The sequence below is a fragment of the Flavobacterium limicola genome, from assembly GCF_003634755.1.
In the GTDB taxonomy this organism is placed as follows: domain Bacteria; phylum Bacteroidota; class Bacteroidia; order Flavobacteriales; family Flavobacteriaceae; genus Flavobacterium; species Flavobacterium limicola.
The window spans coordinates 410,813-425,473 of record NZ_RBXA01000003.1 but is presented as its reverse complement, the minus strand read 5'-3'; the positions used below and the strand labels follow the sequence as shown (position 1 = coordinate 425,473).

12 protein-coding genes are annotated in these 14,661 nt (G+C 32.4%); 2 read left to right on the top strand and 10 right to left on the bottom strand.

Annotation, left to right across the window (positions count from 1 at the left end; translation table 11 throughout):
• Positions 1 to 99 precede the first annotated feature (99 nt).
• Both BC952_RS11845 and BC952_RS11840 read left to right on the top strand, forming a co-directional pair.
• Entirely contained in the window at positions 100 to 921 is an 822-nt protein-coding gene (locus BC952_RS11845; protein ID WP_121365844.1) for a UDP-2,3-diacylglucosamine diphosphatase, read from the top strand.
• A gap of 137 nt (positions 922 to 1,058) precedes the next feature.
• Positions 1,059 to 1,562 (top strand): hypothetical protein, encoded by a 504-nt coding sequence (locus BC952_RS11840; RefSeq protein ID WP_091168496.1) that lies wholly within the window; start codon positions 1,059 to 1,061, stop codon positions 1,560 to 1,562.
• Between the two features lie 56 nt (positions 1,563 to 1,618).
• Here the strand turns inward: BC952_RS11840 and BC952_RS11835 are convergent, their stop codons facing one another.
• The 10 genes from BC952_RS11835 to BC952_RS11790 all read right to left on the bottom strand — a co-directional run bounded on the left by BC952_RS11835 (position 1,619) and on the right by BC952_RS11790 (position 14,609).
• Positions 1,619 to 2,047, bottom strand: coding sequence for a protease complex subunit PrcB family protein (locus tag BC952_RS11835; protein ID WP_121365843.1), 429 nt, complete (start codon positions 2,045 to 2,047; stop codon positions 1,619 to 1,621).
• Positions 2,048 to 2,120: 73 nt separating this feature from the next.
• Entirely contained in the window at positions 2,121 to 3,254 is a 1,134-nt protein-coding gene (gene bshA, locus BC952_RS11830; protein ID WP_121365842.1) for an N-acetyl-alpha-D-glucosaminyl L-malate synthase BshA, read from the bottom strand.
• Between the two features lie 75 nt (positions 3,255 to 3,329).
• A complete protein-coding gene (locus tag BC952_RS11825) occupies positions 3,330 to 5,354 on the bottom strand; it encodes a heavy metal translocating P-type ATPase (RefSeq protein ID WP_121365841.1) in 2,025 nt (674 codons plus the stop codon).
• 102 nt (positions 5,355 to 5,456) lie between these two features.
• Positions 5,457 to 8,453 (bottom strand): serine hydrolase domain-containing protein, encoded by a 2,997-nt coding sequence (locus tag BC952_RS11820; protein WP_121365840.1) that lies wholly within the window; start codon positions 8,451 to 8,453, stop codon positions 5,457 to 5,459.
• 13 nt (positions 8,454 to 8,466) lie between these two features.
• Positions 8,467 to 8,949 (bottom strand): ABC transporter ATPase, encoded by a 483-nt coding sequence (locus BC952_RS11815; RefSeq protein WP_121365839.1) that lies wholly within the window; start codon positions 8,947 to 8,949, stop codon positions 8,467 to 8,469.
• 59 nt (positions 8,950 to 9,008) lie between these two features.
• On the bottom strand, positions 9,009 to 9,800 hold the full coding sequence (locus BC952_RS11810) for a (Fe-S)-binding protein (protein WP_121365838.1): 792 nt from the start codon (positions 9,798 to 9,800) through the stop codon (positions 9,009 to 9,011).
• Positions 9,801 to 9,893: 93 nt separating this feature from the next.
• Positions 9,894 to 11,225, bottom strand: a complete 1,332-nt coding sequence (locus BC952_RS11805) for a 4Fe-4S dicluster domain-containing protein (RefSeq protein ID WP_121365837.1) — start codon at positions 11,223 to 11,225, stop codon at positions 9,894 to 9,896.
• A 5-nt stretch (positions 11,226 to 11,230) separates the two neighbouring features.
• Complete coding sequence (locus BC952_RS11800; RefSeq protein WP_121365836.1) at positions 11,231 to 12,196, bottom strand: MlaD family protein; 966 nt, start codon at positions 12,194 to 12,196, stop codon at positions 11,231 to 11,233.
• A 51-nt stretch (positions 12,197 to 12,247) separates the two neighbouring features.
• Positions 12,248 to 13,399 (bottom strand): N-acetylmuramoyl-L-alanine amidase family protein, encoded by a 1,152-nt coding sequence (locus tag BC952_RS11795; protein WP_244200142.1) that lies wholly within the window; start codon positions 13,397 to 13,399, stop codon positions 12,248 to 12,250.
• Between the two features lie 43 nt (positions 13,400 to 13,442).
• Positions 13,443 to 14,609 (bottom strand): N-acetylmuramoyl-L-alanine amidase family protein, encoded by a 1,167-nt coding sequence (locus BC952_RS11790; RefSeq protein WP_121365835.1) that lies wholly within the window; start codon positions 14,607 to 14,609, stop codon positions 13,443 to 13,445.
• Positions 14,610 to 14,661 lie beyond the last annotated feature (52 nt).

Here is a 14,661-nt window from a genome sequence, read left to right as displayed (position 1 = left end):
ATTGTTATTAAATTAATCTTGTATTAGATTTCTTAACCTTTAATTCCATTTCTATTGCTAATAATTCTATTAATTTGGTAAACTTCAAATTTAAATACCTTGAAAAAACGAAAAGTAGAGTTAGTGGTGATTTCAGATGTACATCTGGGAACTTTTGGAAGCCATGCTAAAGAACTTTATAATTATTTATCTTCCATAAAACCTAAAACGTTAGTATTAAATGGTGATATTATAGATGTATGGCAGTTTCGAAAATCCTATTTTCCAAAAGCACATTTAAAAGTTATACAAAAAATTATAAGTTTAGCATCCAAAGGAACAAAGGTTTACTACATCACAGGTAATCATGATGAAATGCTCCGGAAGTTTAGCGACATGAACATGGGTAATTTTGCACTGGTTGACAAATTGGTATTGAATCTCGATGATCAAAAAGCATGGGTATTTCATGGTGATGTTTTTGATGCATCCGTACAACATTCAAAATGGATTGCAAAATTAGGCGGATTAGGATATGATTATCTGATACTTTCAAATCGATTTGTAAACTGGTGTTTATTAAAAATAGGAAAAGAACCCTACTCGTTTTCTAAAAAAATAAAAGCAAGTGTAAAAAAGGCCGTGAAACACATTTCTGATTTTGAAGAAACGGCAACTGAATTGGCTATCGAAAAAAAATATGATTATGTAATTTGTGGCCACATTCATGAACCCAAAATGATTCGGAAAGAAAATAAAAATGGTACTACTATGTATTTGAATTCTGGAGACTGGGTTGAAAATTTGACCGCATTAGAATACAATAGAAAACGATGGAAATTATTTCGTTACTCAGAATCCAATTATACTACTGAAGAGGAAAATCTTTTTGAAATGGAAGATATTTTGAGTAATCAGGGTATTGCATCAATAATTTTTTAAATAGCATACTTTATATTAATTTTAGTTATTAAAAACTTAAAGATTATACAAAAGTGTAAATTATATAACTTTTCATTAAAATTTTATAAGCTTCATGTTGAACTTAACCATATCTTTGTTCCTATAAAAATTTACTTATGAAAAAAATTATTTTATCAGCAATAATGCTAATTGGATTAGCATTTACAGCACAAGCACAGGATATTTCAAAAAATGCATTAGGTTTACGTCTAGGTGGAAATAATGGTTTTGGTGGAGAACTTTCTTACCAAAGAGCATTAGGAAGCAACAATAGACTTGAGCTTGATTTAGGTTGGAGAAATAGAAGTAATTACAACAATAATGGTTATGATGACAACGCTATAAAACTAGCTGCTTTATACCAATGGGTTTGGAACATCGATGGTGGTTTCAACTGGTATGCAGGTGTTGGTGGTGGTGTAGGTAGCTACAGTTATGACAACAACAACGAATCATTTAATGATACTTTTGTATTTGCTGCTGGAGATATCGGTATTGAATATAATTTTGACATTCCATTGTTAATCTCTTTAGATTTCAGACCTGAGTTTGGAGGAAATGGATATTACGAAAATAATTATGGTTCTGATATCGCATTAGGTCTTAGATACCAATTCTAATATTTATTAGAAATTCACATAAAATAGGCTGTTCATAACGAACAGCCTATTTTTTTTTATTTTATAATAATCTCTTTTTTAGAATTGATTTTGACTACACAAAAAGGAGCGGTAAAAGCTTGCGTTACCATACTTCCGGGTTCCGGATTAACTTCTTTAACAGTTATTATTATATTTTTATCTGTCTCAACTACATTCTGAATTCCAATGGCGTAACCTCCCGTTGTTTTCTCTCCCATATTCAAAACAATAAAATTAGCATTCTTAACATCATCAGAACTAATCTTATTTTTCAAATTTTCATCATTCTGCAGCATTTTAATTTCGTTTGGTTCAGAAAGAATCTCAAAAAAACGAATACTTGCGCCACCATTCGTTTGTTGGGTCAGCACTTCATATAATTTATTTGCATCCGAACTTTTCGAAGAAGTAGCTCCACAAGAAGCTAAAGCTAGCGTTAATACTGACAGAATAACTTTTTTCATTGTTCTTTTTTTAAATTAATTGGATAGCTTGAAAAGCTCATTTCGCTTTTTAATATTAATAAAACTGATAATTCTATTGGTATTTATTAATAGCTTTTTTGTACAATTCTTCATAGAGCGGTAAAATCTTTTTAATATCAAATTTTTCAGCAACAGACAAAGCATTTTCTTTGAACTTAGAAAGAGTTGCATCGTCTTTTAGAATTTTAAGTGCATTTTGAGCCATTTCATCCGTATTACCCACATCACTCAAATAACCTGAAAAACCATCAAAATTTACTTCGGGTAATCCTCCTGAATTACTGGAAATCACGGGTACTTTCCAAGCCATGGCTTCTAAAGCGGCAAGCCCAAAACTTTCGGTTTCAGATGGCAACAAGAATAAATCAGTATAACTCAATATTTTATCAATTTCGTTGCTATTCCCAAAAAAGATTACTTTGTCCAGAATACCTAATTCCTGACACAAGTATTCTGCTTTTTCTTTTTCTGGTCCATCACCAACCATCATTAATTTAGCCGGAATCTCTTTTTGAATATTATAGAATATTTTAATCACATCTGGAATTCGTTTTACTTTTCTAAAATTACTAATATGCGTAATAATTCTTTCGTTTTCCTTAGCCATAACCGAACGATGACAAGCAATGCTAGGATCGTTAACGTTTTTGTCCAATTCTATAAAATTAGGGATGACCTCAATCTCCTTTTTTATATTAAATAATTTTAGCGTATCGTCTTTCAAACTTTGGGAAACTGAAGTAACAAAATCAGATTTATTTATACTGAAAGTCACTGCAGGTTTATAAAATGGATGATTTCCCACTAAAGTAATGTCCGTTCCGTGCAAAGTGGTAATCATTGGGATATCAATCCCTTCATCTTTCAGCATTTGCTTTGCCATATAACCTGCATAAGCATGAGGGATGGCGTAATGAACGTGCAGCAATTCAATTTTATATAGTTTCACCATATCCACGAGTTTGCTTGATAAGGCCAATTCATAAGGCTGATAATGGAACAATGGGTATTCAGGCACATTTACTTCGTGATAATGCACATTAGCATTTAAAAGTGCCAAACGCACTGGTTGACTATAGGTTATAAAATGTATTTCGTGACCACGTCTTGCTAATTCAAGACCTAATTCTGTAGCGACAACACCACTACCTCCAAAGGTAGGATAACAAACTATTGCAATTTTCATGTATGTATTTTAATAAAACGAAATTAATAAAAATTGGGATGGGTTAATGGAAATTTAAGTTAAATAGTTTCAAAATTAAAATTTCATTCGTTGAATTCTGACAGCATTTAAAATTGCTAATAAAGCTACACCAACATCAGCAAAAACAGCCTCCCACATTGTAGCCAATCCTCCTGCACCCATTACTAAAACGATTGCTTTAACCGAAAATGCTAAACCAATATTTTGCCAAACAATTTGTTTTGTCTTTTTACCAATATTTATTGCTGTGAAAATCTTAGTAGGCTGATCGTTTTGAATCACTACATCGGCAGTTTCAATAGTTGCGTCACTTCCTAAAGCACCCATCGCGATTCCTACATCAGCCAAAGCAATTACAGGAGCATCATTTACACCATCTCCTGCAAATATTAACTTTAAATTCTGTTGCTTGAGTTCTGAAACTTTTTGAACTTTATCTTCTGGTAGTAAATCACCATATGCCTGATCAATGTTCAACTCTTTGGCGACAAGCGAAACTATTGTCTGATTGTCTCCAGAAAGCAGTATCGTTTTGATGTTTAATTTATGTAAACTCTGGATTGCTTCTTTTGCATCCTCTTTAATCTCATCGGCAATAAGGAAATAACCTGCATATTTTTCATTGATGGCAACCACAATAATTGTAAATGGAATCGTATCAATTTCAGAATCATAACTAATATTAAATTTTTTCATCAATTTAGCACTTCCAACCAAAATTTCTTTCCCATCTACCAGACCTTTCATACCATGTCCCGCAATTTCTTTCACCTCGGTAACAGCAGTGTCTTTAATACTATCTTTTGCATATTCGATTATTGCAGAACCTACTGGATGAGTAGATTTTGTTTCGATCGCTGCCGTATATTTTACTAAATCAGCTTCCGAAATCCCAACAGCTACCACTTTTTGAACTTTAAAAACGCCCTTTGTCAATGTTCCTGTTTTATCCATAATCACAACTTGAATAGTTGCCAAAACATCTAGAAACGTAGAACCTTTTATCAGAATCCCATTTTTACTTGCTGCGCCAATTCCGCCAAAATAACCTAACGGTATAGAAATGACCAATGCACAAGGACAAGAAATCACCAAGAAAATTAAGGCTTTGTACAGCCACTCTTTAAAAACATAATCAGCGACAAATAACAATGGAATCAAACAAATTCCGATAGCCAGAAAAACAACTATTGGAGTATATATTTTGGCGAATTTCCTAATAAACAATTCGGTTGTAGCTTTTTTAGCTGTGGCTTCCTGAACCATTTCAAGAATTCTGGACAATTTACTGTCACTAAAAATAGCTGTGACTTCAACCTGCGCAACAGCATTAAGATTTATCATTCCAGCAAGAACAGCTTCACCCACTTGCTTCGTGTCCGGTTTGCTTTCTCCGGTTAAAGCCGCCGTATTGAAAGTAGCACGTTCTGACAGCAATTTTCCATCCAAAGCTAATTTTTCACCTTGTTTTAGCTGAATGATTTCTCCAATAACAATATCCGAAGCTTTTTTCGAAATGGTTTCAAATCCTTCAATAACATTTGCAGAATCTGGTCTTTGGTCTAATAAAGATTTGATACTCGATTTGGCTCTTTTCACGGCTAACATTTGGAATAATTCTCCAATGGCATAAAATAACATTACGGTAACACCTTCAGCATACTGTCCGATACCAAAAGCACCAACTGTAGCAAGACCCATTAAAAAAAATTCAGAAAAAATATCGCCCTTGCGTATGCTTTGAAAAGCTTCTTGCAACACTGGGAAACCTACAGGAATATAGGCAACGACATACCATACAATTCGAATCCAGCCACTAAACCAGGATTGTGGAAAATAATTATCAAACAATAAAGCAATTGCTAGTATTACTGAACTTATTATGGAAGGTAAAAACATTCTGAAGGTTCCTTCACTGCCATTTGAATGATCGTGGTCATGATCGTGCCCAACGTGATTTTCAGGATCATTATCTAATGAACAGCATCCCGTTTCTTTACTAATTGGTGTATTTGCATTTTCTTCCAATGAGCAACAAACTATTTGATGACTAGCGCAATTTTTATGTTTGAGCTCCATAATTACGATACTTTATAGCTTTTAAAAGTACAAAATTAACTTTTGAAAAGTCATCCATTCTCATTTATTTCTAAACCAAAACTGATCTCGAAATAGTTAATCTCAATCTGTAATCGCTTCATAAATCACTTTCTGGATATCTTCCCGAATATTTTCTTTCGACAATCTATTTTCGCCTGCAATTGGAAAAGTTCTATTGGATAAAAACACATAAACAATTTGCGTTTCGGGATCAGCCCAAGCCATCGTTCCTGTATAACCGGTATGACCAAAACTGGTCATCGATGCACAACCGCACGTAGGTCCTTCTGCACCCAATTGTGGTTTATCAAAGCCAACACCTCTCCTATTTCCTGCCGCACAAAAATAACAGGTATTAAAATCTTCAAATGTCTTTTCAGAAAAATACTGCTGATTGCCATACTTCCCTTTTTGCAAGTATAGCTGCATTATTTTAGCCACATCCATTGCATTTGAAAAAACACCTGCATGCCCCGAAACTCCACCTTCTAAAGCTGCTGATAAATCATTGACATATCCTTGCAAAAGCTGATGACGGAAATACGTATCTGTTTCTGTTGGTGGAATTCTGTTTTTATCAAACTTAGCCAATGGATTGAAACTTGAATTATTCATGCCGAGTGATCGGTAGAAATTCTCTTGAATCAAAACATCGAGTTTTTTACCCGTTGTTTTTTCTAAATAATCCTTCAAAATCATAAAAGTAAGATCGCTGTACTTGTATTCTTTTTTCAATGAAAGCTTACTCTTAACAATCATTTTCATAATTGTGTCGCTAAAATCATTTCTTATAAAAAGACTGTCTGTTATTCGTTTAGAAAACTGCTCTTCGGAGGTTTTTCTAAAATAAACTTCCGAAGGAAATTTAGATTTGTCCATTGTCTCTTTATAAAATGGAATTCCAGCAGCAAGTCCCGCGTAATGAGACAATAAATCCTTAAAATTAATATTCGCCTTATTCGAATCTTTAAAAATAGGAGACATTGTTGCTAATGTGGTTTCCAAATTTATTTTTTGCTGATCGTATTGCAACATGACATTGGGCAACGTAGCCAGAATTTTTGTCAACGAAGCAACATCATAAATATCTGAATCTTGAACTTTAATCGTTTTATCATACGTATGATGTCCGAATGATTTTTGATAAATAACTTTTCCTTTTCTGGCTACCAAAACCTGAATTCCGGGTGTCATTTTACCATTAATCGCTTTATTGGCGATACCATCAATTTTTGATAAAATTTCAGCATTCATTCCCACATTTTCAGGAGTTGTAAATCCTAAGCGATTTAACTTTTCAGTTGCTAAACCATCATTTACTTTAAAGCTTGTATTAATAGAAACCGGTAATTTTCCTTTGGCTTCAATAGCACCAAAAATTAGTTCTGCAGAAACTATTTGTGCAATAGTACTATTTTGATAAGAAACGACCAATCCTTCGAAATCATCAAAATTTGTAATGGGTAATAACGAATATGGTTTTGCAAAAACATCTAGAATTACATTATTATTTTTGGCTAAAAAATTGATTTTAAATAATTCATCTGATTTTAAATCATCGTTTCTAAAAGCAATATCTGATTTGTGATATCCAATAATTACAGTTGTGAAAGGTAGTAATTTAACTTGTAAACTGTCCAGATTAGTATCTTCAATTACAGTTATTTCAGCGTATTTTTTCAAAGTCGCAACAAAAGCATCATTGTTGTCATCTCCTATTTTTACGTAGGCTATTTTTTGTTTGTCCAAATTTTTTATTGGCAAAACTGCTGCTGTATTTTTTAGAACCGTAATTGCATTTTCATACAACTCATAGTGTAAAGCATCATTTTCGGATGCATTTAAATCGTTGTATAAATTATCTGTTACAATGGGTTTGAAACTATTCAAGCCGGCTTTGAACTTGAACTTTAGAATTTTCTTTACCGAAAAAGCCAATCGTTCATCAGTAAATAAATTTAGGGAATACGCAAGTTGAAATTTCTCAATTGCAGCGGGAACATCTTCAGGAAATAACAGCACATCATTTCCAGCCATAAAAGCTTCAAAATTAATTTCGCTTGGTAATTTAAAGGTACTTACACTTTTCATATTCAAAGCATCAGTAAAAATAAGCCCTTTAAATCCCAATTCTTTTTGAAGAATATTAGTTACCACATTGTAAGAAATCGAAGAAGGATAATTTGGTCTTGGCTCTAAACTAGGAATGTTTAAATGCGCCACCATAACAGACGAAAGTCCTTCATGAAACATTTTTTTATAAGGATAAAACTCAACGTCTGATAATCTCTCTTTAGAAAAATTAATCGTTGGTAAGCCTTTATGAGAATCCGTTTCAGTATCGCCATGACCTGGAAAATGTTTTCCGGTAGAAAAAATTCCTTGGCTCTGAACGCCTTTCATTAAAGCAATGGCACGTTCAGTAACTTTGAATTTATCTTCGCCAAAAGAGCGAAAACCTATGATGGGATTTCTGGGATTTGTATTGATATCGAGAACTGGTGCAAAGTTAAATTGCAAGCCCAATCGTTTGCTTTGTCCCCCCATTTGAACACCAACTTTCTCCAATAATTTCATGTCTTGGATGGCTCCAAGTGTCATATTCCAAGGATAACGATAGGTAGAATCCAATCGCATACCCAAACCCCATTCAGCATCACTACCAATAAACAAGGGAATTTTTGACTTCGATTGAAAACGGTTGGTTAATTTCACTTGACGAACAGGACCACCTTGAAAGAAAATTAATCCTCCAATTTTATTTTCCTGAATCAGTTTATCAATATCGTTGAAGTGTACCGTATCTTTATTAGAATAAGCGGCAACCATAAATAATTGCCCAAATTTCTCCTCTAAAGTCATAGCATCGTAGACACTATCCACCCATTTATTTCCTTGAGGAGATAATTCAAAAAGTGTAGGGATATTGCTAGATTTTATACTGTCCAAATTTTCTTTTTTGGACGGAACATTGGAAACGATTACTTTATTCTTATTAATTTTTGTCCCAACACAACTTGAAGCCGCAAAGAAAATTAAGACATAAAATGAAACAATTTTGATGCCTATTTTTCTCATTGAACTGTTTTGTTTAAAAAAAGCGACTATGCCAGCTATCGATGGCCGGAACTTCCCAGGATTCATTATATTCTTCTATATTATTAACCAAATTATTGAAAACGATTGTGTTTTCAGTAACGGCTTTGTCTTTTACCATTTTCTTGAAATCAATCAAAGGCTTGTGCGCAATATGTTCACCAAGTTTGAAAGTAACATTCATTTTATCCAATAAATCAACCGCATATTTTTGTTCCAAACTTTGAATAAATTCTACAGAAGAGTCAATGGAACATCCTGTAGCAGCTTGTACATCCTGATTTACAGCAATAATTATAAATCGATTGTATTTTAATTGGTATGAAGATTCTAAACTGGTACCATGCGCAGCCCAACCTTCCAGAAAGGATTGCAAGGCTATTTCTATTTCAGAAAACTCGGCATCCGAAAATTTTCTGTTTGATTGATAAATCCAGATTTTAGATTCTTCGGGTAAATTTTCAAATGGAACAAACATCTTAATTATGAGTTATGAATTTTGAGTTACAAAATCAAAATTCGTGATTTTTAATTGATTTATAAATCCTGCGCATTAGCAATCAATTCCGCAATATCCATAACTTTTACATCACCTTCCTTTTCTTTATTTTTAATACCATCAGTCATCATGGTATTGCAAAAAGGACAACCCGCAGCAATTATTTCTGGTTTTGTTTCTAAAGCATCTTCGGTTCTTTCGACATTTATTTCCTTGTTTCCAGGCTCAGCATCTTTAAACATTTGGGCACCGCCAGCACCACAACACAAACCGTTGGCTTTGGAACGTTTCATTTCCACTAATTCAGCATCCAATTTAAGAATCAAATCTCTAGGTGCTTCATATACATTATTAGCTCTTCCTAAATAGCAAGGATCATGAAAAGTAATTCGTTTTCCTTTGAATTGTCCTCCTTCAATGGTCAATCTTCCGTCGTCTAATAACGATTTCAGAAACTCAGTATGGTGTACCACTTCATATTTTCCGCCTAATTCCGGATATTCATTTTTTAATGTATTGAAACAATGCGGACAAGCGGTAACAATTTTTTTTGCTTCGTATGCATTCAAAACCTCAATATTCATCATGGCTTGCATTTGAAATAAAAACTCATTACCTGCTCTTTTTGCTGGATCTCCAGTACAACTTTCTTCAGTGCCTAATACAGCAAAAGAGACATTTGAACGATTTAAAATTTGTACAAATGCTTTTGTTATTTTTTTTGCTCTATCGTCAAAACTTCCTGCACAACCTACCCAAAATAAAACTTCTGGTTGTTTCCCTTGAGCTAACATTTCGGCCATAGTTGGCACTATTAAATTCTCTGACATAATATATTGTTGATTCGGTTATTCGTTGACTTAATTATTTGAGTAAGCGGGAATTTTTTATAACATTTTACTAGATAATACTCAAACATTCAATTATTCATTTTTCCAATTCAATCTATCTTGTTGATTGTATTGCCATGGTGCACCATTATTTTCAATATTGGTCATCATTGCATTTATTGGCATAGGTGCAGCACTTTGTTCCATTACCAAATAACGTCTCATATCCATAATGATTGAAAGCGGACTAATATTCACTGGGCATTCTTCTACACATGCATTACATGATGTACATGCCCAAAGCTCTTCAGCAGTAATATAATCGTTTAATAAAGATTTGTTATCCGGAATAAAAATACCTTTATTGGCATCTATATTTCTTCCCACTTCTTCCATCCTATCTCTTGTGTCCATCATGATCTTGCGAGGAGACAATTTTTTACCTGTGATATTTGCTGGACAAGATGATGTACAGCGCCCGCACTCCGTACAGGTGTAGGCATTCAATAATTGAACCCAATTTAAATCCTGAATATCACTAGCTCCAAATTTACTTGGCACTGCATTTTCATCCACTGGAGCTGCCGCAAATGGATCAGCATTAGGATCCATCATTAATTTTACTTCATTTGTAACTGATTCTAAATTATCAAATTGACCTTGAGGATTTAAATTTGCAAAATAGGTGTTTGGAAAAGCTAACAGAATATGTAAGTGCTTTGAAAAATAAAGGTAGTTCATGAAAATTAAAATACCCACAATGTGCAACCACCAAAATATTTCAGAAAGAAGCATTACTAACTCATTAGACATTCCATTAAATAATGGCTCTATAAATTGGCTTATAGGAAATGACCCCGCTTTAATAAAATGCGAGAACCCTCCGGGTACATTTTGCAAATGCAAATCGGAAGCATTCATTAATAAAAACAATGTCATTAAGACTACTTCAAAATACAAGATATAGTTCGCGTCACTTTTAGGCCAGTCTTTTAGGTCAGAACTTACAAATCTTTTCAGTTTAATAACATTTCTTCTGCTCCAAAAAGCAACTACTGCTACTAAAACTAAAAACGCTAAAATTTCGAAAGAAGCAATTAGCACGTCATACGTAGTTCCTAAAAAAGCAAAAATACGATGCGTACCAAAAAGTCCGTCGATTATAATTTCTAATAACTCTATGTTTATAATTACAAATCCTACATATACTATAATATGAAGCACACCTGCAATAGGTCTTTTTACCATTTTAGATTGTCCTAGAGCAATCATGGCCATATTAGTCCAACGTGCTTTAGGATTATCTGAACGATTCACATCGTTTCCAAGATTAATATTTCTTATTATTTTTTTAACGCTTTTAAAAAAATAACCAAAACCAATTACCAATAATATGGCAAATAAAACATTATCCAAATAGCTCATAGTTGCTAATTTTTTTCAATAGTTATAGAATCATTTACGGGAGCAATATAAGGTTTATTTTTCTTTCCAAACAAAGAAACATTAACATATCTTGTAGGATAAAGCCTTATATCTTGCAATAATAATTCTAATTCTTTTGTGGTAGTTCTAACATTTTTATAGAAGGCATTATCGTTCAGTAATTTACCCAGAGAACCTTTTCCAGATTGTAAACCAGTCATTATAACATCGACTTTCGCCAAAGTTGTATTTAGGTTTTTAACAGTTTTACCAAGATCTGCTTTATTTAATGAATCCGATATTTTAGAAAAATTCCCAGATATTTTATTAAAGTTTGAAACGACACCGTTTATTTGAGTTTTATTATTATCCAATAATGTATTAACACTCAAAGAAGCTTTGTGGAATTGTTCAATTGTTTTACTCAAATCTGCCAGACTACGCTTCAAATCTTCCTGCCCTTTTTTATCCAGAACATTATTAAATCCTGATATTAAAGTATCAGTATTGCCTAATAATTTCTCAAGTTTTTCTTGTAAAGGGACTAATTTTTCGCCTACTTTATCAGTAAGTCCTGATTTTATATTTCCTGATAATCTTTGACCATCAACTGCTAATTCAGTATCATTAAAGTTTGGATAAATTGCAATTTGCTTTCCACCAATAAATCCAGGTTCGTAAATAGAAGCAATACTGGTTTTGGAGATAGGAAAATCAGTTTTTAATTGTAACTCAACCATTAACTTTCCTGTTTTTTCATCTATAGTAATTGAATTTACTTTACCAATAACTAATCCATTTAGTGTAACAGGTGCAGATGTTGTTAAACCTTCTACATTTTCATATTCTACATAAAATGTTTTATAATTAGAAAAAAGGTCTCTCCCTTTCAAAAAACTATAGCCCCAAATAAATAATAAAATAGATGCTATTACTAAAATAGCTGTTTTAATTTCTCTTGATATTTTCAAAATTTGTGTATTTTTTACAAATTTAATATAAATTATTTTAACTTGTTATTATTATTTAAGCGCTTCTTGAATAGTAATTTTCTTTCCGTCCTTAAATGCAATAAGGTAAGCAGTATTATACCCTTTAGATTTTGCAACTTTCAGATTCTCTTTTGCCTCATTATAGTCTGAAGTCGAACCATATAGATATTTATAAAAAACACCTTTAGTAGACACTACCGAGACCTCTTTTAGACCTTTAAAGTTATTTGGATTTAATTTGATATTTTTATTTCCGGCAGCAATTTGAACTTTGAAAACAACTTTAGAGGATTGTGTTTTAGACTCTTTTTTTTGTACAAATGACTCTGATTCAGTATTCTTAGAATTATTTTTTATTCCCCTAACGACTACTTTTGATGAATCTTCTTGATCATTTTTACCTGCTTTATTTCCAAAATATTCTTTTTTATAATTAATAATTGCTGCTGCTATGGCTTCTGCCATTTCATTTTGACCTTGATCTGAATTTAAATAAAGCCCTTCTTTGTTATTGGATAAAAAGCCTAGCTCAATCAAAACACTAGGCATGTACGCAGCGTCTAAAACCCATAAAGGAGTTTGCTTAATCCCTCTTGATTTCCTTTTTAATTTATTTTTAAAATTGTTTTCGATTTTTGAAGCCAGGTTAATACTTCTATCTAAGTAATCTTCTTGTAAAATTTTCAGTCCTATTAAAGTTTCAGGATTCTTAGGATTGAAACCTTTATAGGTCTCTTTGTAATCTTTCTCTAATAGTATTACCGAATTCTCTTGCTTAGCAATCTCTAAATTACTGTTGCTTCTCGCTAAACCCATTACAAAGGTTTCTGAACCATAGGGAACTGGATTTTTAACCGAATTGCAATGTATTGAAATAAATAAATGAGCATCCAGTTTATTAGCAATTTTAGGTCTGTCTACTAATTCTATAAAAACATCCGTTTTTCTGGTGTGAATAATTTGAATATCTGTATCCTTCTTAAGGTATTTATCTAATTTTAAAGACGTTTTAAGTGCGATTTCTTTTTCAACAAAACCGTGGTATGAATTGCCAGGGTCTTTACCACCATGCCCAGCATCTAAAATAACGATAAACTTAGTATTCGACTGAGAAAAAATATTTACGGTGAAGAATGTAAATATGCATAAAATTAATGTTTTGATTCCTCTTGTTATTTTCAAAATTAAGTATTTATCAATTTAAAATCAAGCATTTAGCCTTTTGTTATTTTAGAGCATCTTGGATACTAATTTTTTCTCCATTTTTAAAAGCTATTAAAAATGCAGAATTATACCCTTTGCTTTTTGCCTCTTTCAATTGTTTGTTCGCTTCATCATAATCTGGCGTTTCTCCGTACATGTATTTGTACACTTTATTCTCATATGCTACGGAAATATCTTTTAATCCATTAAAATTTCTAGGTAGTAATTCCAGTTTTTTAATGCTAGCCGAAAGTTGTACTTTGAATATAGTTTTTGAATTATCAACTGCTTTTTTTGATTTTATTAATTCCGAAGATTCTAAAATCACTTTACCTTTTACTGGCGAAGTAGTATCTTTTATTACCTTTTCAATAATTTTTTGAGAAGGTTTTTCATCTAAAATATCAGCTTCTCCACTCCCAAAATATTCATTTTTATAGCTAACTATTGCATCTGCAATAGCTTTAGCGATTTCATTTTGACCTTCTTCTGAATTTAACCTATTTCCTTCTACAGTATTAGAAATAAAACCCATTTCAATCAAAACTCTTGGCATATATGCTTTGTGAAGTACCATAAAAGGGGCTTGTTTAACTCCTTCTCCTCTTATTTTTTTACCTAAATCGGCAAAAGAATCTTCCACTTTACTTGCCAGCGAAATACTATTGTCCAGATATTCTTCTTGCATCAAAGTCATTCCAATCATCGTTTCTGGAGAGTTTGGATCAAATCCCTCATATTTTTGTTTATAATCTTTTTCTAAAGTAATTACAGAATTCTCTTTTTTGGCCGCATCAAGATTTGATGCAATTTTACTTAAACCCATTACATAGGTTTCAGTACCATCAGCAGCAGTATTTCTATTGGCATTACAATGGATGGATACAAAAATATTAGCATTAAATCTATTGGCAATATTAGCTCTTTCTATTAAATCGATGAAAACATCCGTTTTTCGGGTATAAATAACATCCATTTTTGGCATCGATTCTAACAACTTCCCAACTTTTAAAACTACAGCCAAAGCAATGTTTTTTTCTACACGGCCTTCATAAACAGCCCCAAAATCATGTGCTCCATGCCCGGCATCTAAAGTTACCTTGAAACTATTGGATTGACTATACCCAGTTAATGTAATTATTATCAAAATAAAAGTTAATATTATTTTAATTTTATATGTTTTGTGCATAAAGCTATAAGTTAATTTAATTAAAACACTACCGTTGTTAATTTATTTATTT

Bases quoted from the DNA above. Each gene is read 5' to 3' on its own strand.
- BC952_RS11840 (WP_091168496.1), top strand. From the start codon at position 1,059: ATGAAAAAAATTATTTTATCAGCAATAATGCTAATTGGATTAGCATTT.
- BC952_RS11835 (WP_121365843.1), bottom strand. From the start codon at position 2,047: ATGAAAAAAGTTATTCTGTCAGTATTAACGCTAGCTTTAGCTTCTTGT.
- bshA (WP_121365842.1), bottom strand. From the start codon at position 3,254: ATGAAAATTGCAATAGTTTGTTATCCTACCTTTGGAGGTAGTGGTGTT.
- BC952_RS11825 (WP_121365841.1), bottom strand. From the start codon at position 5,354: ATGGAGCTCAAACATAAAAATTGCGCTAGTCATCAAATAGTTTGTTGC.
- BC952_RS11820 (WP_121365840.1), bottom strand. From the start codon at position 8,453: ATGAGAAAAATAGGCATCAAAATTGTTTCATTTTATGTCTTAATTTTC.
- BC952_RS11815 (WP_121365839.1), bottom strand. From the start codon at position 8,949: ATGTTTGTTCCATTTGAAAATTTACCCGAAGAATCTAAAATCTGGATT.
- BC952_RS11810 (WP_121365838.1), bottom strand. From the start codon at position 9,800: ATGTCAGAGAATTTAATAGTGCCAACTATGGCCGAAATGTTAGCTCAA.
- BC952_RS11805 (WP_121365837.1), bottom strand. From the start codon at position 11,225: ATGAGCTATTTGGATAATGTTTTATTTGCCATATTATTGGTAATTGGT.
- BC952_RS11790 (WP_121365835.1), bottom strand. From the start codon at position 14,609: ATGCACAAAACATATAAAATTAAAATAATATTAACTTTTATTTTGATA.